17 protein-coding genes are annotated in these 18,080 nt (G+C 68.5%); 3 read left to right on the forward strand and 14 right to left on the reverse strand.

All coding sequences use genetic code 11. From position 1 onward, the window contains the following. Positions 1 to 71: 71 nt before the first annotated feature. The 7 genes from rpmF to E3O60_RS15175 all read right to left on the reverse strand — a co-directional run bounded on the left by rpmF (position 72) and on the right by E3O60_RS15175 (position 8,498). Complete coding sequence (gene rpmF / locus E3O60_RS15145) at positions 72 to 275, reverse strand: 50S ribosomal protein L32 (RefSeq protein WP_066596228.1); 204 nt, start codon at positions 273 to 275, stop codon at positions 72 to 74. Positions 276 to 277: 2 nt separating this feature from the next. After that, on the reverse strand, positions 278 to 850 hold the full coding sequence (locus tag E3O60_RS15150; RefSeq protein ID WP_327016791.1) for a YceD family protein: 573 nt from the start codon (positions 848 to 850) through the stop codon (positions 278 to 280). 11 nt (positions 851 to 861) lie between these two features. Further along, positions 862 to 3,162: a DUF3488 and transglutaminase-like domain-containing protein gene (locus tag E3O60_RS15155; protein ID WP_134498520.1), complete on the reverse strand. Its 2,301-nt coding sequence runs from the start codon at positions 3,160 to 3,162 to the stop codon at positions 862 to 864. Further along, the gene (locus E3O60_RS15160; RefSeq protein ID WP_166788998.1) at positions 3,159 to 4,553 is read right to left on the reverse strand and encodes a DUF58 domain-containing protein; all 1,395 of its coding nucleotides are present in this window, start codon (positions 4,551 to 4,553) and stop codon (positions 3,159 to 3,161) included. Before E3O60_RS15160 ends, E3O60_RS15155 begins: the two co-directional genes overlap by 4 nt. Positions 4,554 to 4,610: 57 nt before the next feature. Continuing rightward, a complete protein-coding gene (locus tag E3O60_RS15165; RefSeq protein ID WP_370028266.1) occupies positions 4,611 to 5,546 on the reverse strand; it encodes an AAA family ATPase in 936 nt (311 codons plus the stop codon). A gap of 140 nt (positions 5,547 to 5,686) precedes the next feature. Then, a complete protein-coding gene (coaD, locus tag E3O60_RS15170) occupies positions 5,687 to 6,175 on the reverse strand; it encodes a pantetheine-phosphate adenylyltransferase (RefSeq protein WP_088456502.1) in 489 nt (162 codons plus the stop codon). An 85-nt stretch (positions 6,176 to 6,260) separates the two neighbouring features. Beyond that, positions 6,261 to 8,498 (reverse strand): ATP-dependent DNA helicase RecG, encoded by a 2,238-nt coding sequence (locus tag E3O60_RS15175; RefSeq protein ID WP_134498524.1) that lies wholly within the window; start codon positions 8,496 to 8,498, stop codon positions 6,261 to 6,263. A gap of 84 nt (positions 8,499 to 8,582) precedes the next feature. Here E3O60_RS15175 and rsmD point away from each other — a divergent pair, with 84 nt between their 5' ends. Both rsmD and E3O60_RS15185 read left to right on the forward strand, forming a co-directional pair. Then, complete coding sequence (gene rsmD, locus E3O60_RS15180) at positions 8,583 to 9,158, forward strand: 16S rRNA (guanine(966)-N(2))-methyltransferase RsmD (RefSeq protein WP_088456504.1); 576 nt, start codon at positions 8,583 to 8,585, stop codon at positions 9,156 to 9,158. A 53-nt stretch (positions 9,159 to 9,211) separates the two neighbouring features. Further along, a complete protein-coding gene (locus E3O60_RS15185) occupies positions 9,212 to 9,790 on the forward strand; it encodes a flavodoxin domain-containing protein (RefSeq protein ID WP_241980042.1) in 579 nt (192 codons plus the stop codon). A gap of 26 nt (positions 9,791 to 9,816) precedes the next feature. Here the strand turns inward: E3O60_RS15185 and thiL are convergent, their stop codons facing one another. Next, entirely contained in the window at positions 9,817 to 10,806 is a 990-nt protein-coding gene (gene thiL, locus E3O60_RS15190) for a thiamine-phosphate kinase (protein WP_088456505.1), read from the reverse strand. A 24-nt stretch (positions 10,807 to 10,830) separates the two neighbouring features. Here thiL and E3O60_RS15195 point away from each other — a divergent pair, with 24 nt between their 5' ends. Then, positions 10,831 to 11,361, forward strand: a complete 531-nt coding sequence (locus tag E3O60_RS15195; protein WP_103460009.1) for a DUF3515 domain-containing protein — start codon at positions 10,831 to 10,833, stop codon at positions 11,359 to 11,361. 203 nt (positions 11,362 to 11,564) lie between these two features. Here the strand turns inward: E3O60_RS15195 and E3O60_RS15200 are convergent, their stop codons facing one another. From E3O60_RS15200 to leuC, 6 genes are all read right to left on the reverse strand, one after another. Next, a complete protein-coding gene (locus E3O60_RS15200; protein ID WP_134408350.1) occupies positions 11,565 to 12,692 on the reverse strand; it encodes a D-alanine--D-alanine ligase family protein in 1,128 nt (375 codons plus the stop codon). Then, positions 12,595 to 13,722, reverse strand: coding sequence for an NAD(P)H-dependent glycerol-3-phosphate dehydrogenase (locus E3O60_RS15205; RefSeq protein WP_134498526.1), 1,128 nt, complete (start codon positions 13,720 to 13,722; stop codon positions 12,595 to 12,597). The genes E3O60_RS15200 and E3O60_RS15205 overlap by 98 nt, the downstream gene beginning before the upstream one ends. Next, the gene (locus E3O60_RS15210; RefSeq protein WP_241993285.1) at positions 13,712 to 14,524 is read right to left on the reverse strand and encodes a 1-acyl-sn-glycerol-3-phosphate acyltransferase; all 813 of its coding nucleotides are present in this window, start codon (positions 14,522 to 14,524) and stop codon (positions 13,712 to 13,714) included. The genes E3O60_RS15205 and E3O60_RS15210 overlap by 11 nt, the downstream gene beginning before the upstream one ends. A gap of 7 nt (positions 14,525 to 14,531) precedes the next feature. Then, the gene (murA, locus tag E3O60_RS15215; RefSeq protein ID WP_165787962.1) at positions 14,532 to 15,854 is read right to left on the reverse strand and encodes a UDP-N-acetylglucosamine 1-carboxyvinyltransferase; all 1,323 of its coding nucleotides are present in this window, start codon (positions 15,852 to 15,854) and stop codon (positions 14,532 to 14,534) included. Positions 15,855 to 15,943: 89 nt separating this feature from the next. Beyond that, positions 15,944 to 16,552: a 3-isopropylmalate dehydratase small subunit gene (gene leuD / locus E3O60_RS15220; RefSeq protein WP_134498528.1), complete on the reverse strand. Its 609-nt coding sequence runs from the start codon at positions 16,550 to 16,552 to the stop codon at positions 15,944 to 15,946. An 11-nt stretch (positions 16,553 to 16,563) separates the two neighbouring features. After that, positions 16,564 to 18,066, reverse strand: a complete 1,503-nt coding sequence (gene leuC, locus E3O60_RS15225) for a 3-isopropylmalate dehydratase large subunit (RefSeq protein ID WP_134408351.1) — start codon at positions 18,064 to 18,066, stop codon at positions 16,564 to 16,566. Positions 18,067 to 18,080 lie beyond the last annotated feature (14 nt).

Consider the following 18,080-nt stretch of genomic DNA (forward strand, 5'->3'; position numbering starts at 1 on the left):
AGGAGCATCTGTTCCGGGATTTGCGTCAGAACCTGACACGGTTGCGCACCACCCCTTGGTTGAAGCTCTGACTAAACGTCAGCGACCTTACGGCCCTTGTACTCCATGAAGAGTGCGGTGCCGGCGGCGTCCGTGACGACCTTCGCGCGGTGCGGGAGGCTGTAGACAACCTTGCCGTTTTCCATGGTCTTCACCAGGGTGGGGGCTTCGGCCTTCCAGCAGGAACGGCGTGAGCGGGTGTTGGAGCGTGATTGCTTGCGCTTCGGGACTGCCATGACTACTTCTCTTCTCTATCCGGTACAGCATGGATGTGCTCATCCGTGCTGATGCTTTCGGAAGCTTGGAATTCCAATAGTGCGGACCATCTCGGATCCTGCACTTCACTCGGTTCGAGTTCAGGGGAAGTGGCACGCCGTTCCCCGGTCTCTGGGTCGAGACCTGGGCAATCCCGCCGGCAAACCGGCTGGAACGGCAGTGACAACACCACTGCATCCCTGATGAGAGGTTCAAGATCCACGTGGTCATCTTGAACCGCACACTCATAAGCTTCATCAAGAGCGTACGCGAAAAGTTCAACAAAATGAACTCGGACAGGCAATTCGATGTCAATCAGGCATCTTCCGCACTCTCCGGCGGCTTTTCCGGTGACATCGGCGGTCACCAGGATGCCCTCGTGGATGCATTCCAGACGCAGATCGGCCTCGAGGGTGGAGCCGGCTTTCACGGCAACGAGCGCTTCACCGAGGTCGTTGGGAACGACGATGTCGATGTTGCGCTCGTACATCGTTCCCGGGCGGTTGATGACGTCGCGAACGTCAACCTTGTACGGGGTCTTCTTGAACTTGATCACAAGGGAAAATTCTACGCGCCCCCGGGCGTGCCGGTGGCCAGGCCCATCCGGCGCAGTGCCGACGAGGTCAGCGACGTCGGGAACACCAGGGCCCTGGCCCGCTGGATGGCCCGGGAACCGTGCCGCACGGCGTGAACGACGACATCAAGATCGGCCAGCAGCCCGGCACCCGGGTTCGTTGGCGACCCGTCCCGGCGGGCGTAGTGCGCCTGTTCGGTGGCCACCAGCATCCGCTCGAGCGCCTCGCGGGCCCGGGGACTGTCGCCCACACCGGGCCGGTCCCGGATACTGTCGGCCAGCTCCCGTGCGGTGAGGGTGTCGTAGACCTCCAGCCCGTGATCCACCGCGGTATCGGACAGCTCACGCCAGGCCAGCACCGCGCCGGCCCGATCCGCTGCCAGAAGGCGCCGCCGCCGCCGCCGCCGGGCCAGGCGGAACACGCCGGGGGCGAGCAGGAGAAGCAGGACACCCGTCGCCACGAGCCCGATCCGGGCGAGAATGTTGGGCAACTCATCCTCCTCGGCCGCCAGAGTGTCCACGGGGCCACCCTCGAATCCGGGGTTGTCGTTGGCCCGCGGCACGACCGACGGCGCCTCACCCGCGGACGGCGCACCGGACGCCGTCGAGCTCTCCGGCGCGGCGTAGTCCGGAACCGTGCCCCGCCCAGGGGTCGGTTCGAAAGGCACCCAGCCGACCCCGACGAAGTAGAGCTCCGGCCAGGAGTGCAGGTCGTGCGAGTCGACGTTGTACCGGTTGATGCCGTCGACGGCCGTGGCCGTCCGGGTGCCGGGGAGGTACCCCAGCACGATCCGGGCCGGGATGCCCAGGCTGCGCGACATCAGGGCCATCGCCGAGGCGAAGTGCACACAGTAGCCGCGTTTCACGTCGAGGAACGTGGCGATGACATCGGCCCCGCCGCCGTCGTACCCCTCATCGACCGGAGCCTCGGTGTCGTAGTTGAATTCACTTCCGCGCAGGTAATCCTGGATGGCCACCGCGGCGTCGTAGTTCGACTCCGTACCCGTACTGACGATGCGGGCGGTGTCACCGATGATCCCGGGTGTTCCCATCGGCAGGAACAGACTCGGCTCGATGTCGACGGGGTACCGGGTGCCGGACTCACGAAGTTGTTCCCTGGTGGGCTGCAGTTCGAGGGACGTCACCGCGTAGCGCTGGCCGATGGTCGTGCTGTCGGTGCTCGAAATGGCTCGGGTGTCGTTGTTCCAGAACCAGTCCCCGGTGAGCCCATCGACGCTCGTTGCGGGCACGGGGACCGGCAGCATGTCGGTGCGGACCCCGTCGATGTCGATGATGGTGTTGGCCTCGGTCCTGGCCACCCGTTGGGAGAGCCCCGGCGGATTCGCTATGGAGTCGACGGTCAGGTCCTCATCGACCTCGACGGCCCTCGGCAGCCACGTGGTGCCCTTGATGTCATCGAGGGTGAGCAGTGCGAGGTACGGCTGCTCGACGGCCGTTGTGCGGTAGTGCAGCGCGGGACCGGCCTTGGGCCTGCGCAGGTCCTGGCCGAGTTCGATCATCTGGCTGACTCCGGCACCGAAGAGCGCGCTGTCGGACCGCGAGCCGAAGGCTCCGCCGGAGATCACGGGCGCCGACAGGCTGAAGATCAGGGAGCCGACGATGCCGATGGCAGCGATGGCGATGGCTCCGCGTACGGCCCCGGTCGCACCCGTGATCCCTGTTCCGCGCCCGCCGGCCTGCCGGTTGACCCGCATCCCACGCAGATGCACGTCGATGCGCAGGAGGAGCAGATACGCGGCGGCTGTCGCAACGAGGGCGACCCAGTCCGCACCGGTGGACACCACAAAACCGGGTACCGCAACGGGGACCAGGGCCGGGATCCCGGCCAACGCGGGCCGGCCCAGACCGATCGCGAGGATGTCCATCAGGATCGCCAACAAGCCCACTCCCACGGCCAGGAGGAACAGGATGCCGTCCAGCACCTGGGCCGGAGTGCCCTGCGTCTGAATGGAGCGCACCCCGTCAGTGGCCAGTTCGGTGAAGCGGGCGACGGTATCGCCGGTGGGAACCAGCCAGAGCAGCCCGGTCCCGCCACCGAAGAACAGTGTGAGTAGCACGATGAGCCCACCCGTCGCCAGCAGCGGCACGACCACACTGTGCACCCCCGCCCGACGCAGCCCTGCCGAACCGACGAGCACGAGGCTCGCCACGATCAACAGCACCAACCACCACGACGATCCGGCCAGGACGGCGCCCAGGGCGGTGCATCCGGTCATCAGCAGCACCAGCAGCGCCAGGGTGAGCGGCCAGCGCACGATTTCAGTTCTGGTCATCGCGTCGCCGCCGTGTCCTGCCCGGCCTGCGCCCACGCAACCGCGACCGGTGCCGACGTATCCACCAGCGCGCACTGCCAGCCGGCCTCGCTCAGGCGTTCGATGGAGTCGGCGCTCATGGTGTCGAACACGAACGCGACGGCGGGCTGGCAGAGGCCGCGCAAGGCGACCAGGTCACGCGTGTCGGCGGGGCCGATATCGACGAGAACCGCGAAGGACGGAACCTGACGGCCCAGAGTCGCTGCCGGCCGGTGGCCGAGGCCGTCATCGATCGCGGCGTGGGTCACGCGGTCACGTCGGACCACGATCGCCAGGGCATCGACAAGCGCGGGCACGCCTTCCGGACCGGTGAACGAAGCCGGGTCGTCGCCGCGCAGGCCCCCTCGCCGGCCGTTGTCCGGATCGTGAGGAACCCTGGAGTCCCCCGCCACTGGCCGCACGGGGAGGAGCTGGCAGGGGCCGAGCTCCACCACATCGAGTCTGAACCCGCCCTCGAGCAGATGAACGGCGACGGACGCGGCCAACTCGATGGCCAGCTCGAATTCGGCGTCGTGCCCGCGGTCGGCGCCCCGCCCTCCGCGGGTGGTGTCGAGGATGACGCGCGCTTCGGGATGGCTGCGTTGTTCCTCCTGCCGGACCATGATCTCGCCATGCCGGGCGGTCGCCGGCCAGTTGACCCTGCGCATCGGGTCCCCCGGCCGGTACTCCCTGGCGATCAATTCATCCGAGTCATTGTTGAGATGCCGAACACGTTCATGGCGGGAGCCCTCGCCCCGTGTGATCGACACACCGTTGCCCGGCAGCGAGGTGACCCTGGGCGTCACGGTCAAATCATGCGGTGAGCCGATCGGCCACTCGCTGTAGGCGAGTCCGAAGGGGTCCGACCGGCCGAGCATCAGCGGTCCGATCGGATACACCCCCCGCCGGGATGGATGCAGCTGATAGCTCACCACCGCGGTGTCTGCGGCGCTCGAGCGCCCGGCTCGCGCCGGTGCGAGGGACCGCAGCGGCTGGCTCGGCGGCACGCTGACGCCCCTGACCGCCGTGTCGCGCCAGCGCAGTCCGAGCAGGGGCGTTGGGGCGAGATTGCGGATCTGGATCGTCACGGTGGCGCTGGACCCCGCTGTCACGGTGCCGGGCCTGAACGTGCGGGTGACGGACACGCGCACCGGATGGACGAGGACGAAGCCGAGGGCCACTGTCGGGACCAGAAGCAGCACCCCGGCCACGAACAGGAGGTCGCGTTCGTCGTAGGCCCAGGCGACCGCGAACAGCACCGCCCCGACGCCCAGGAAAACGGCCCCGCGCACTGTGGGGCGAACCAATCGGCGGGCCCGGCCGCGTCGCCCGGTCAGGTCCGTCCGGGTCATGCCCCTCTGCGTCTTGCTCATCTGCGTCACGTCCACCTGCATCTATGGCCCATGATGACTCCGATAGTGTGCCGCCCGCTACAGGCGGCCCTGCGACCCCGTCGGCACGGGCGTGGCCGCGAGGATGCGCCTGATCGTCTCCTCGATGAGCAGGGCGCTGTCCTGCGATCGATGGCCCAGTGCCCGGGTGGTGGGCACCAAACGGTGCCCGAGCACGGCGACGGCTAGCGAGTCGATGTCGTCGGGAAGCACATACTCCCTGCCGTGCAGAGCCGCCTGGGCCTTCGCGGCCCTGATCAGCTGCAGGGTAGCCCGCGGGCTCGCCCCCAACCGCAGGTCGCGGTCGTCCCGGGTGGCCCGCACCACGGCGACGGCGTACTCCTTGACCGCCCCGGAGGCGAACACGCTCCGTGCGGCCGACATCATGCCCCGCAGCTGGGGGCCGGTGACCACGGCGTCGATCCTGGACAGCGGGCTGGTCAGGTCGCGGGAGTCGAGCATCGAGAGTTCGGAGGCCGGGTCGGGGTAACCCATCGAGATGCGCGCCATGAAACGGTCGCGCTGGGCCTCGGGGAGGGCGTAGGTGCCCTCCATCTCGATGGGGTTCTGGGTGGCGACGACGGCGAACGGGCGCGCCAGCGGATAGCTGTGTCCGTCGACGGTGACCTGGCGTTCCTCCATGCACTCCAGCAGCGCGGATTGGGTCTTGGGACTGGCCCGGTTGATCTCGTCGCCGATCACGATGTTCGCGAAGATGGCGCCGGGCTTGAACTCGAACCGCCGCTCGGACTGGTTGTAGATCGACACACCCGTCACATCCGAGGGCAGCAGGTCCGGCGTGAACTGGATGCGGCTGACGCTGCAGTCCACGGACTTGGCGAGCGCTTTGGCGAGCATGGTCTTGCCCACTCCGGGCACGTCCTCGATGAGGAGGTGTCCCTCGGCGAGGAGCACCGTGAGCGCGATCTGCACGGCCGAATGCTTGCCGTCGATGACGGACTCGACGTTGCGCATGATCGCGAGGGCGGCTCCCTGCACGTCGGCGAGAGCCACGTCGGTTTCACCGTCCCCGTCGATGGCGCTGCGGGATGCCGCACCGACGGTGGTCGTGCCGGCCACGGCCGACTCCGAGACCCAACGTCCCGGAAATGCGTTCATGCGAGCGGTCGATTCAGAAAGGCCGCGACGGCGGGCGGCACATACGGGGCGATGTCACCGCCGAGGGCGGCAACCTGACGCACCAGGGAGCTGGACACGTGGGCGTGAGCGGGGTCCGGCAGCATGAAGATGGTTTCGACGCCCGCGAGGTTGCGGTTCACGATGGCCATCGGGGTCTCGTAGGCCACATCGATCTGAGAGCGGATGCCCTTGACCAGCACACTGGCGCCCACGTCGACGCAATAGTCGACGAGCAGGCCCATGCTCCAGGAGCTGACGATGATGTTTCCCGGCAGTTCGGCCTCGATGATCGCCCGCTCGATGAGGGAGACCCGCTGGGTGATCGGCAGAAGCGCCGACTTGGCCGGGTTGTGCACCACAAGAACGTGCAGCTCGTCGTACAGTCCCGCCGCTCGTTGGATCACATCGAGGTGCCCCAGTGTGACGGGGTCGAATGAACCAGGTACGACGGCGATCCTGCGCATACGGTTCACCCTAGCGCCAGCTTGCAGCGCCCGCTGCCCGGTCCGGCCGGATTTCCCAGACGTTCAGACGCTGACGGTGACCCGTTCAGCCTTTGGAGAGCGCGGCGCGCTCCGAGTCGTCGAGCCGGCGGCGCACGGCCGCCCGCAACGCCGGCATGGTGCGCATCTCCGGGTCCCCGCCGATGAGTTCGCGGGCGGCGGTCCTGGCGTCGGCGATGATGTCGCCGTCGGTCGCCACGCGGAGCAGGCGCAGCGACGACTGGCCGCCGGACTGGAAGCGGCCGAGCACATCGCCCTCCTGCCGTTGCTCGAGGTCGACCTGCGCCAGGACGAACCCGTCGAGGGTGTTCGCGACGGCCTCGATGCGGTCCCGGGCCGGGGACCCCGACGGCGCCGCTGTCACCAGCAGGCATAGCCCGGGCACGCCGCCGCGGCCCACCCGGCCGCGCAACTGGTGTAGCTGGGACACGCCGAAGCGGTGGGCATCCATCACGACCATCACCGAGGCGTTGGGCACGTCGACGCCGACCTCGATGACGGTGGTGGCCACGAGCACCTGGATGTCACCGGCCGCGAAGGCCCGCATGGTGTCGTCCTTCTCGTCGGCGGTCATGGCGCCGTGCAGCGGTTCGATCCGGGCATCCCGCAGCAGCGGATGCCGGTGCAGCTCGGCGTTGAGCTCTTCGACGGTGGTCATCGGGGTGGCGTCGAAGTCGATCTCCTCGCCCTGTTCGAGCTTCTTCGGCGCGATCGCGGGGCACACCACGAAGCACTGGCGGCCGAGCGCGAGCTCCTCGGACACCCGCTGCCACACCCGCACCACCCAGGCCGGTTTTTCGTCGAGGGGCACCACGAAGCTCTCGATCCCCGGGCGTCCGGACGGGAGCATGGCGATGGTGCTCACGTCGAGGTCACCGAACACCGTCATCGCGATGGTGCGGGGAATGGGCGTGGCGGTGAGCACCAGAACGTGCGGCGGCAGTTCGGCCTTCTGTCGCAGGGCCTCGCGCTGGTCGACGCCGAAACGGTGCTGTTCGTCGATGACGACCAGGCCGAGGTCGAAGAACCCGACGGTGTCACTGAGCAGGGCGTGTGTGCCGATCACGATGCGGGCCTGGTCGGACACCGTGCGCAGCAGTGCCTTCCGCCGTTCGGCGACGGGGAGCTGCCCGGTGAGCAGGGTGGGCATCAGTTCGGCGGTGAGGTCGGGGCCCAGGATGCGGGCTATCGAGCGCAGGTGTTGCCCGGCCAGCACCTCGGTGGGGGCCAGCAGCGCCGCCTGGCCGCCGGAGTCCGCCACCGCGAGCATGGCGCGCAGGGCCACGACGGTCTTGCCGGAGCCGACCTCGCCCTGGACCAGCCGGTTCATCGGGGCGGTCAGGGCAATGTCTCGCAGGATCTCGGCGCCGGTGATCTCCTGGTCGACGGTGAGGGCGAACGGCAGCGTCGCGTCGAACCGCTCGAGGTAACCGCCGGGGACCGGCTGCCGCGACCGGGTCCGCAGGGCGCGGTGCTCGGTGTGCTGCTGTACCAGCACGCACTGCAGCACGAACGCCTCAGTGAAGCGGAGCGTCTCCCTGGCCTCGTTCCAGTCGTCGTCGGTGGTGGGGCGGTGGATGCGCAGCAGCGCGTCCCGGTGCTCGAGCAGGCCGCGTTCGCGGCGCATCCGCTCGGGGATCGGGTCCTCGACCGGGCCGAGCCTCTCGAGGACCTTCACGATCAGCTTGGCGATCTGCCAGCTCGTCACGGCAGCCGTCGCACCGTAGATCGGGATGGGCCGGTCGGCCCACAGGCGGGCCTCTGCGGCATCCTCCGGCGAGATCGTGGCGTCCATGGGGTCGTCGCTGCCCGGCACGATCTCGTAGTCGGGATGGGCGAGCTGACGGGTCTTGTTGAAAATCGTGACCTTGCCGGAGAACATCGCCCGCATGCCGGGGCGCAGGGTCCTGGACAACCAGGGCTGGTTGAAGAAGGTCAGCGAGAGCATGCCGCGCCCGTCGGAGATGATGACCTCCGTCCGGTGCGGTGATTTTTTGCCCGGCTGCCGGCTGCCGGGGCTCTTCACCGTCACGGACAGCACTTCGGCCAGCACTGTCACGGCCTCGTCCAGCGGCAACGCCGCCAGCGTGGTGAGTTCGCCGCGCCGGGCGTATCGGCGCGGGTAGTGGCTGAGCAGGTCGCCCACCGTCGCCATGCCGAAGGCCTTGTCCAGCAGGGTCGCCTGGCCCTGGCCGAGAACGCCCCGCAGGGCCGAATCGAGGGTCAGCGCCCCGGGGTCGTCGGCGGGGTCCCCGTGCGAGGTGGCGGCATCCGAACCGGTCATACTCCGATGCTAAACGTCAGCACCGACGCCGGGCACCGACCCCGCAGACTGTGGATGGCGCGCGAAGGCTAGGCTCGAAGACAAATGACGCGAATTGTCGCCGGGTTCGCCGGCTCCCTCACCCTCACCGTGCCGGCCAAGGGCACCAGGCCCACCAGCGACCAGGTGCGCGAGGCACTGTTCTCGGCACTCGACGCCCGCGACGCCATCCGTGACTACAGGGTGCTCGACCTGTACGCCGGTTCCGGCGCACTCGGCCTCGAGGCCGCCAGCCGCGGCGCCAGGGTCGTCACCCTCGTCGAGAACGGCTTCGCGGCCAGCCAGACCTGCCGTAAGAACGCCGCCGCGGTGCAGAAGGCCGCCCCGAAGGGCGCGAACCTCGCTATCTCGGTGTCCAGCCAGGCCGTGCAATCCTTCCTGGCCGGCACCCCCGACGGCTTCGACCTGGTCTTCCTCGACCCGCCGTACGACCTCCCGGACGCCGAGCTGGCCGCGAACCTCGCCGCCCTGGCGCCGCTGCTGGACCCGGACGCCCTCGTGGTGGTGGAACGCTCGTCCCGGTCGCCGGAACCCACCTGGGGACCCGGCCTCGTCGTGGAACGCCGCAAGAACTACGGCGACACCACCCTCTGGTACGCCGGGGTGGCCGGCCCGGTGTAGGAAACCCCTGAAGAGGGCTGGTCAGAACGGATTTTTGCGCCTACGGTTGATGTGTGGGCACCGTCGTCCACCGCATTCGAAAGGTCGACGCTGTGCGTGTAGCGGTTGTTTGTGCCAGCCAGTACGGCGCCACCCTGGGCATCGCCGAACGGATCGGCGCCGAACTCGGCCTCGCCGGCCTGGACGCCCGCGTCTACGATGCCGCACAGCCCCCGCACGCGGAGGATGTGGCGGGTTTCGACGCCTTCGTGGTGGGCAGCGCCGTGTACATGGGTCACTGGCTCAAAGATGCCACGACCTTCGTGCACCGCTACCAGCCCACCCTTCTCGAACACCGGGTCTGGCTGTTCAGCAGCGGCCCGCTCGGATCGGCGACCACGGATGCCGACGGCACCGATGTGCGGGAGAGCACCGTGCCCGCGGAGATCGCCGATTTCACCAACAGCGTGCGGCCGGTCGGTCACCGGGTGTTCTTCGGAGCCATCGATCCGGATGTGCTCAGCCTGGGGCACCGGGTGATTCGAAAGTTCCCCGGCGCGGCCGAGAAGATCCCGGCCGGCGACTTCCGCGACTGGCCGGAGATCGAAGCCTGGGCGAGGGAGATCGCCCGCGCCCTGGTCACGCCCGCCTGAGCCGGCTCATCGTTGGGGAGGGTGCCTCAGGTGGTGGCGCCGTCCCAGCCGCGGTACGGGTCCCAACCGCCCTGGGTGTGCGGCTCACCGTCCACGAGCACGATCCCGGACTCGCCGGTGACGGTGCCGAGGCGCCGGAATCCGGCGGGGAGCTCCGCGGTGGGCGGGAAGGTGGCCAGCAGGCCGTGGTCCTCTCCCCCGCCCAGGGCCAGCTCCCGCTGGTCGCCGAGCGCCGCTGAATCAAAATCGACGCCGGCGCCGCTGGCCCGCGCGAGCCGGCCCGCATCGATAGCCAGCCCGTCGGACACGTCGAGCATGGCCGTCGCTCCGGCGGCCGCCGCGACAGCGCCCAACCGGATCGGCGGTACCGGCGCCAGTTGCGCCTCGACGAACCGGGGCTCGCGCAGCTTGAGGGCATCGGCGGCCGCGCGGCTCGGCACTCCGTCGGCGTCCACCCCGAAGCGGAACAGCAGCCCGAGGCCGATGCCGGCGTCACCCAGACGTCCAGCGTGGGCAACGATGTCCCCCGGCCGGGCACCGGAACGCAGCACGGGCGCCCGACCCTCGAGGTCGCCGAAGGCCGTGATCGAGAGAGTGAGGGCGTCGGAGGCGGACAGGTCACCGCCCACGACCCCGCAGCCCGGAGCCAACGCTTCACAGCCGTCGCGCAACCCGTCGGCGATGCCGAGGATGACCGAGATCGGTGTGGACGGCGGAGCGGCGATGGCCACCACGAGCGCTGTGGGCCTCGCGCCCATCGCGGCGACATCGGACAGGTTCGTCGCGGCGGCCTTCCAGCCCAGGTCGTGCGGCGTCGACCAGGCCAGCCTGAAGTCCGGGCCCTGGATCATCATGTCGCAGGTGACGACGAACCGGCCGTCGGCCGCGGAGAGCACGGCGGCGTCGTCACCGGGTCCGAGCAACTCGGTGTCGGCGTGCGGCAGCCGCGGGAAGATGCGGGCGAGCACCTCGCCCTCGCTGAGGTCGGCCAGGGTCTGGTCGGGAGCATTGGTCATGCTTCAAACGGTAACCTGAATGTGATGACTCTCCAGTTCACCCTCTCTCGCCGGCTCCGCCACAGCACCGGTGTCCGCGCCGCGACAGCGCTGCTGCTCGCGGCCTCCGCCGTTGTGCTCACAGGGTGTGCCGCCGCGGTTCCGATGCAACCGGCAGCGGATGCGGAGAACCCCGCCTGCGCCGACATCATCGTGCGCCTGCCGACGACCGTGGCCGACCAGCCCGAGCGGGAGACGAACGCTCAGGCCACCGGCGCCTGGGGTGACCCCAGCGCGGTGCTGCTCACCTGCGGCGTCGAGGTGCCCGGACCCACCACGCTGCCGTGCGTGAGCATCAACGGAGTCGACTGGATCGAGGATGACAGTGAGGCGCCCATGTACCGGTACACCACCTATGGGCGTGAACCGGCCACGGAGGTCTACCTCGACTCCGAGCTGGTCAGCGGATCGACCACCCTGGTCGACCTCGCCGCGGCCGTCGCGAACGTTCCCGCCTCGAAGCAGTGCCTCAGCGCCGACGACGTGACCCTGCCCAGCGAGACGCCTGCGCCCTGAGGAGGGCTCCGCCGCGCGGAGGCCGCGGATGCCGTGCCCGGGCCCGCGCGCCCCTCATCGAGTTGCCGGAAATACCCCCTTCAGGGCAGCTGAAGGGGAATCCTGCGGAAAGTCGTGGAGGGCGCACCCATCGACTCACGGCAAACGCCCCCTTCAAAGCAGCTGAAGGGGGCGTTTCACGGCAAGTGGTGGCGGCGTCTGCGTTACTCGGTGACGACGGCGGAGGTGCGGCGGCGCTTGTGCGCTGCCCGGGCTAGGGCCACCTCGATGAGCTCGTCGATCAGCTGCGGGTAGGTGTACCCGCTGGCCAGCCAGCAGCTGGGGAACATCGAGATGGGGGTGAAGCCCGGCATGGTGTTGATCTCGTTGATCACCCAGCCGTCGGCGGTGAGGAAGAAGTCCACCCTGGCCAGGCCGCCGGCGTCGATGGCCTCGAACGCCCGCACCGCGATGTCCTGCATCTCGGCCAGGTCCGCCGGGGCGAGGTCCGCCGGGCAGAGCAGTTCGATGCCAGCAGCGTCGAGGTACTTGGCGGCGAAGTCGTAGAAGTCGCGGCCGGTGACGACGACCTCACCGGCAACGGAGGCATGCGCCGGTTCGCCGGGGCGCCCCTGCAGCACGGCGACCTCGAGCTCGCGGCCCACCAGGCCCGCCTCGATGAGCACCTTGTCGTCCTCGGCCAGCGCCACGGCCATCGCCTCGGCCAGCTGGTCGGAGTTGGCGACCCGGCTCACGCCGACGCTGGAGCCGGCTCTGGCCGGCTTCACGAAGGCGGGCAGCCCCAGCTCCTCCAGGGCGGCGTAAGCCGACCCCGGCGCGTCGGCCCAGTCGTCCGCGGTGATGGTTCGCCAGGGGGCCACGGCCAGCCCTGAGTGCTGCAGAACGGTCTTGGTGAAGTGCTTGTCCATGCCCAACGCTGACGCGAGCACACCGGAGCCGACGAACGGCAGGTCGACGAGTTCGAGCATCCCCTGCACGGTGCCGTCTTCGCCGTATGGTCCGTGCAGGATCGGGAACACCAGGTCGATCGGGCCGAGGCTCCGGCGGCCGGAGTCGTCCACGACGATGAGTTCGCGGCTACGCGCGCTGTCGGGCCAGAGCACCCGGGTCCCGTTGTCGGTGACCTCGGGCAGGGCGGCGGCGGTCAGCGCGAACTTGGTCGGATCGTCGTCTTCGAGCACGAAGGTGCCGTCGCGGGTGATGCCTACCGGGATGACCGTGTAGCGGTTCCGGTCAATTGCGGCCAGTACCCCGCCCGCTGTGGCGCAGCTGATCGAATGTTCGCTTGAACGCCCCCCAAACAGCAGCGCTACCGTGAGCTTGTCCGTCATCAATGGTCCTTTCACCCTGCGGTGCGCCGGAGTCAGTCGTGAGGTGCGGCGCAATATCCCGCGGCTTCAGCGTACCCGCCAGCACCTGGCGTACCTGTTCGACGATGGGCATGTCGACACCCTTGGCACGCGCCAACTCGAGGATCGGGCTCACGGATGCGAGTCCCTCTGTGGTCTGCTGCATCTGCGCGATGACGTCGTTGTAGCTGTAGCCCTGGCCGAGCAGCCGGCCGGCGGTGTTGTTGCGGGACAGCGGGGACTGGCAGGTCGCGATGAGGTCGCCGAGGCCCGCCAGACCCGCGAGGGTCTCCGGCTGGGCGCCGTAGGCCACGGCGAAGTCCGTCATCTCCACGAGCCCGCGGGTGATGATCGACGCCTTGGTGTTCTCGCCGTAGCCGACGCCGTCCACGATGCCGATCGCCACGGCGATGAGGTTCTTGAGCACGCCGCCGAACTCGGTGCCGATGACGTCGGTGTTCACGTACGACCTGAAGTACTTCGTGGTGGCCAACAGGGCCACGGCGTGCGCGGTATCCAGGTTCGACGAGGACACCACGGCGGCCGTGGGCTGCTCTTTGGCGATCTCCAGGGCGAGGTTGGGCCCGGAGATCGCGGCGATGCGGGCCGGGTCGATCGGCAGGACCTGCTCGATGATCTCGCTCATCCGCAGACCCGAGGAGCGTTCGACGCCCTTCATCAGCGACACGATGATGGCGTTGGGCGCCAGGAACGGTTCGGCCTGGATGAGGTTCTCGCGCAGGGACTGGCTGGGCACGGAGACGAAGACCTGATCGGCGCCGGCGAGGGCCAGGTCGAGCCTGGACGTGGCGCGGAGGCCCAGGGGCAGGTTGATGCCGGGCAGGTAGTCGCTGTTGCGGCGGCCCTCGGTGATCTCCTTCGCCAGCTCGGGGCGGCGGGCCCAGAGCACCACATCCGCTCCGCCGTCGGTGAGGATTTTCGCGAACGTGGTGCCCCAGCTTCCGGCGCCGAGAACGGCAACGCGGGTGCCTGGCTGGACTTTAGGCTTCAAAACGGCCGGTCTCTTTCTGATCGTGCTCAGAGGGGTTCCAGCGCTTGGCCGGTGCGGTCTCGTTGCGGAGGTCCTCGAGCAGGGCGGTGATGGCGTCCATCACCACGGCGGTCGCCTCGTTCAGCGTCGCCGTGTCGAGGTTGCGGCCGCGGAACTCGGCCAGGTCGAGCGGGTCGCCGATCTTGACCAGGATGGTCTTGCGCGGGAACAGGTGCAGCTTCTTGGAGTACCGCTCCATGAGCTGCTGGGTGCCCCAGTGCGCCGCCGGCACGATGGGGATGCCCTGCTCCAGGGCGATCCGCACGGCGCCGCTCTTGCCGCGCATGGGCCACATGCCCGGATCGCGGGTGAGGGACCCCTCCGGGTACACGACCACCATCTGGCCGCGTTCGACGAGCCGACGGGCGGCCTTGACGGGCTCGCTGCCGCGCACCGAACCACCACGCTGCACCGGAATCTGCCCGGACCTCTTCAGCAGCCAGCCGGCAACGGGCAGCTTGAAGAGCGACGCCTTGGCCAGGAACCGCGGCAGCCGGCCGAGCTTCCAGCTGACCATGCCCATCACGATCGGGTCGATCTCGCTGTAGTGGTTGGGCGAGAGAACGAACGCGCCCTCACGGGGGAACTTGTGGCCGTCGGTGATCTTGTAGCGCGCGGCCAGGTTCATCGGCGGCAGCACGAGCACGGCAAGCAGCCAGAAAATCGAGGGTTTGCTCTTCTCGGAGCGCACCCGGCCGGACTTCGTCACCGGTGACGACGGGGAATCTGGCGCGTTGGAATCTGGCACGTCTGTATCTGGCACGGTGCCATTATCCTTCGAGATCGAAGTCAGCCCCCAACAGACGCAGCTTGGTGATGAAGTTCTCGTACCCGCGGCTGATGATTCCCACGTTGCTCACGGTGGAGGTTCCCTCGGCCGTGAGGGCCGCGATGAGGTGGCTGAAGCCACCGCGCAGGTCGGGTACCTCGATGTCGGCGCCGACCAGCTTGGTCGGGCCGGCGATGACGGCGGAGTGGTTGAAGTTTCGCTGACCGAAGCGGCACGGGTGCCCGCCGAGGCATTCGCGGTGGATCTGGATGGTGGCGCCCATCTCGACCAGGGCGTCGACGAAGCCGAAGCGCTGCTCGTAGACGGTTTCGTGCACGATCGACACGCCGTGGGCGTGGGTGAGCGCGATCACGAGCGGCTGCTGCCAGTCGGTCATGAAGCCGGGGTGAACATCCGTCTCGATGATGACGGGCTTGAGGTCGCCGCCTGGGTGGTAGAAACGGATGCCGTCGTCGTGGATGTCGAACGCGCCGCCGACCTTGCGGAAGACGTTGAGGAAGGTGAGCATCTCGGCCTGCTTGGCGCCGCCGACGAAGATGTCGCCGTCGGTGGCCAGCGCGGCCGCGGCCCAGCTGGCGGCCTCGTTGCGGTCGAACAGGGCGCGGTGCTGGTAGCCCTGCAGGCTGTCGACACCCTCGATGCGGATGACCCGGTCGGTGTCGACCGTGATGATGGCGCCCATCTTTTGCAGGATGTTGATGAGGTCCATGATCTCGGGCTCGATCGCGGCGTTCTTGAGCTCGGTGATGCCCTCGGCACGCACGGCCGTCAGCAGCACCTGCTCGGTGGCGCCCACGCTCGGGTACGGCAGCTCCACCTTGGTGCCCTTGAGGCCGTTCGGCGCCGACATGCGAATGCCGCTCTCCTGCTTCTCGACGACGGCGCCGAACTTGCGCAGCACCTCAAGGTGGTAGTCGATGGGGCGGTCGCCGATGCGGCAGCCGCCGAGGTCGGGGATGAAAGCTTCGCCGAGGCGGTGCAGCAACGGGCCGCAGAACAGGATCGGGATGCGAGAGGAGCCGGCGTGGGCGTCGATGTCGGCGTAGTGCGCGCTCTCCACGTCCACTGGGTCCAGCTGCAGGCTGCCGGGCTCGTCGCCCTCGGTCACCTTGACGCCGTGGGCCTCGAGCAGGCCGCGCACGATGCGTACGTCGCTGATGTTCGGCACGTCACGCAGGATGCTCGGGGTTTCGCCGAGGAGTGCGGCAACCATGGCCTTGGTGACCAGGTTCTTGGCACCCTTGACCTCGATGCGACCGACCAGGGGGCGGCCGCCGCGGATGGTGATCTTGTCGCCGACCAGGCCTACATTGGCTCCGTGACTCTGCGCGTTTCCGCGCTCTGCATTCTCTTGAACGTTTTCGCGGACCTGATTGTTTTCGCCGAGGATGATCACAAATTTACCTGCCTTGCGGGGAGAGTGCGGGGGCGCCAGGGCTCCCGGTGGGATTCGAATTCTGCGATTCGCGCTTCGTCGCGCAGGGTCAGGCCGATGTCGTCCAGGCCTTCCAGCAGTCGCCATCTAGTGTATTCGTCGACCTCGAATGAGACTGTGAGGTCGCCGACACTGGCAGTAGTGGCAACCAGATCCACGGTCAGTTCTATTCCGGGGTTCGCCTCGAGGATCCCCCAGAGGGTCTCGGCGTCGTCCTCACTGATCTGGCCGGCCAGTAGGCCCTGCTTGCCCGAGTTGCCCCGGAAAATGTCGCCGAATCGGGGGCTCAGCACCACATCGAAGCCGAAATCGCGCAGCGCCCAGACGGCGTGTTCACGCGAAGATCCAGTGCCGAAGTCGGCGCCGACTACCAGGACCTTGGGGCTCTGGTAGGCGGGTTGGTTGAGAATGAACTCAGGATCCTGCCGCCAACCGTAGAAGAGGGCGTCTTCGAATCCGGTCTTGGTGACGCGCTTGAGGAACACTGCGGGGATGATCTGGTCGGTGTCGACGTTCGAGCGGCGCATGGGAACGGCGACACCGGTGACGGTGGTGAATTTCTGCATGACGACTGCTCCTAGACGCTGGCGGGGACGAAAACGGCGGGAACGGCCTCGTGGCCGAGCGTGCCGTCCTGGACGAGGTCCCACGGGCTTGAGAGGGTGCCGCGGATGGCGGTGGCCGCGGCCACCAGCGGGGAGACCAGGTGGGTGCGTCCGCCCTTGCCCTGCCGTCCTTCGAAGTTGCGGTTGCTGGTGGAGGCGCAGCGCTCCCCCGGAGCCAGCTGGTCCGGGTTCATGCCCAGACACATCGAGCAGCCGGCGAAACGCCATTCGGCGCCGAACGCGAGGAAGATCTGGTCGAGGCCTTCCGCTTCGGCCTCGATCCGCACGCGGGCGGACCCGGGCACCACGAGCATCCGCACGCCGTCGGCAATGGACTTGCCCTTGATGATCTCGGCGGCGGCGCGCAAGTCTTCGACCCGGCTGTTGGTGCAGGAGCCGAGGAACACGGTGTCGACGCGGATGTCCTTCATCGCGGTGCCGGCGGCCAGGTCCATGTATTCGAGGGCGCGTTCGGCGGCGCTGCGCTCGTTGGCGTCGGCGATCTCGGCTGGGTTGGGCACGGTGTCGCTGAGCGAGACGCCCTGGCCGGGGTTGGTGCCCCAGGTCACGAACGGTTCGAGGGTGTCGGCGTCGAGGATCACCTCGGCGTCGAAGGTGGCGCCCTCGTCGGTGGCCAGCGTGTCCCAGTACGCGACGGCGTCGTCCCAATCGGTGTCGGCCGGCGCGTGGGCGCGGCCCTTGAGGTAGGCGTAGGTGGTGGCGTCCGGCGCGACCATACCGGCACGGGCGCCGGCCTCGATCGACATGTTGCAGATCGTCATGCGGCCCTCCATGGAGAGCGCGCGGATGGCGCTGCCACGGTATTCGAGCACGTAGCCCTGGCCGCCGCCGGTGCCGATCCTGGCGATCACGGCGAGGATGATGTCCTTGGCGGTGACGCCGGGACGCAGGGTGCCGTCGACGGTGATGGCCATGGTCTTGAACGGCTTGAGCGGCAGCGTCTGGGTGGCCATGACGTGCTCCACCTCGCTGGTGCCGATGCCCAGCGCCATGGCGCCGAAGGCCCCGTGGGTGGAGGTGTGCGAGTCGCCGCAGACGACCGTGATGCCCGGCTGGGTCAGGCCCAGCTGCGGGCCGACGACGTGCACGATGCCCTGTTCGATATCGCCCAGGGAGTGCAGGCGGATGCCGAACTCGGCGCAGTTGCGGCGCAGCGTTTCGATCTGGGTGCGGCTGGTGAGATCGGCGATAGGCCGGTCGATCGCCAGGGTCGGCGTGTTGTGGTCCTCGGTCGCGATCGTCAGGTCGGGCCGGCGAACCGGGCGACCGGCCAGGCGCAGGCCGTCGAAGGCCTGGGGGCTGGTGACCTCGTGCACGAGGTGCAGGTCGATGTAGATGAGGTCCGGGGTGCCGTTCTCGCCCTTGGCTACCAGGTGTTTGTCCCACACCTTCTCGGCCAGCGTGCGGGGGCGGATGTCCGGCGTGGGTGGATCGGTGATCACTGCGTTAGTCATGTTCGTGCGTCTTC

It is taken from the genome of Cryobacterium sp. TMB1-7 (assembly GCF_004402435.1).
GTDB classification, from domain to species: Bacteria; Actinomycetota; Actinomycetes; order Actinomycetales; family Microbacteriaceae; genus Cryobacterium; species Cryobacterium zongtaii.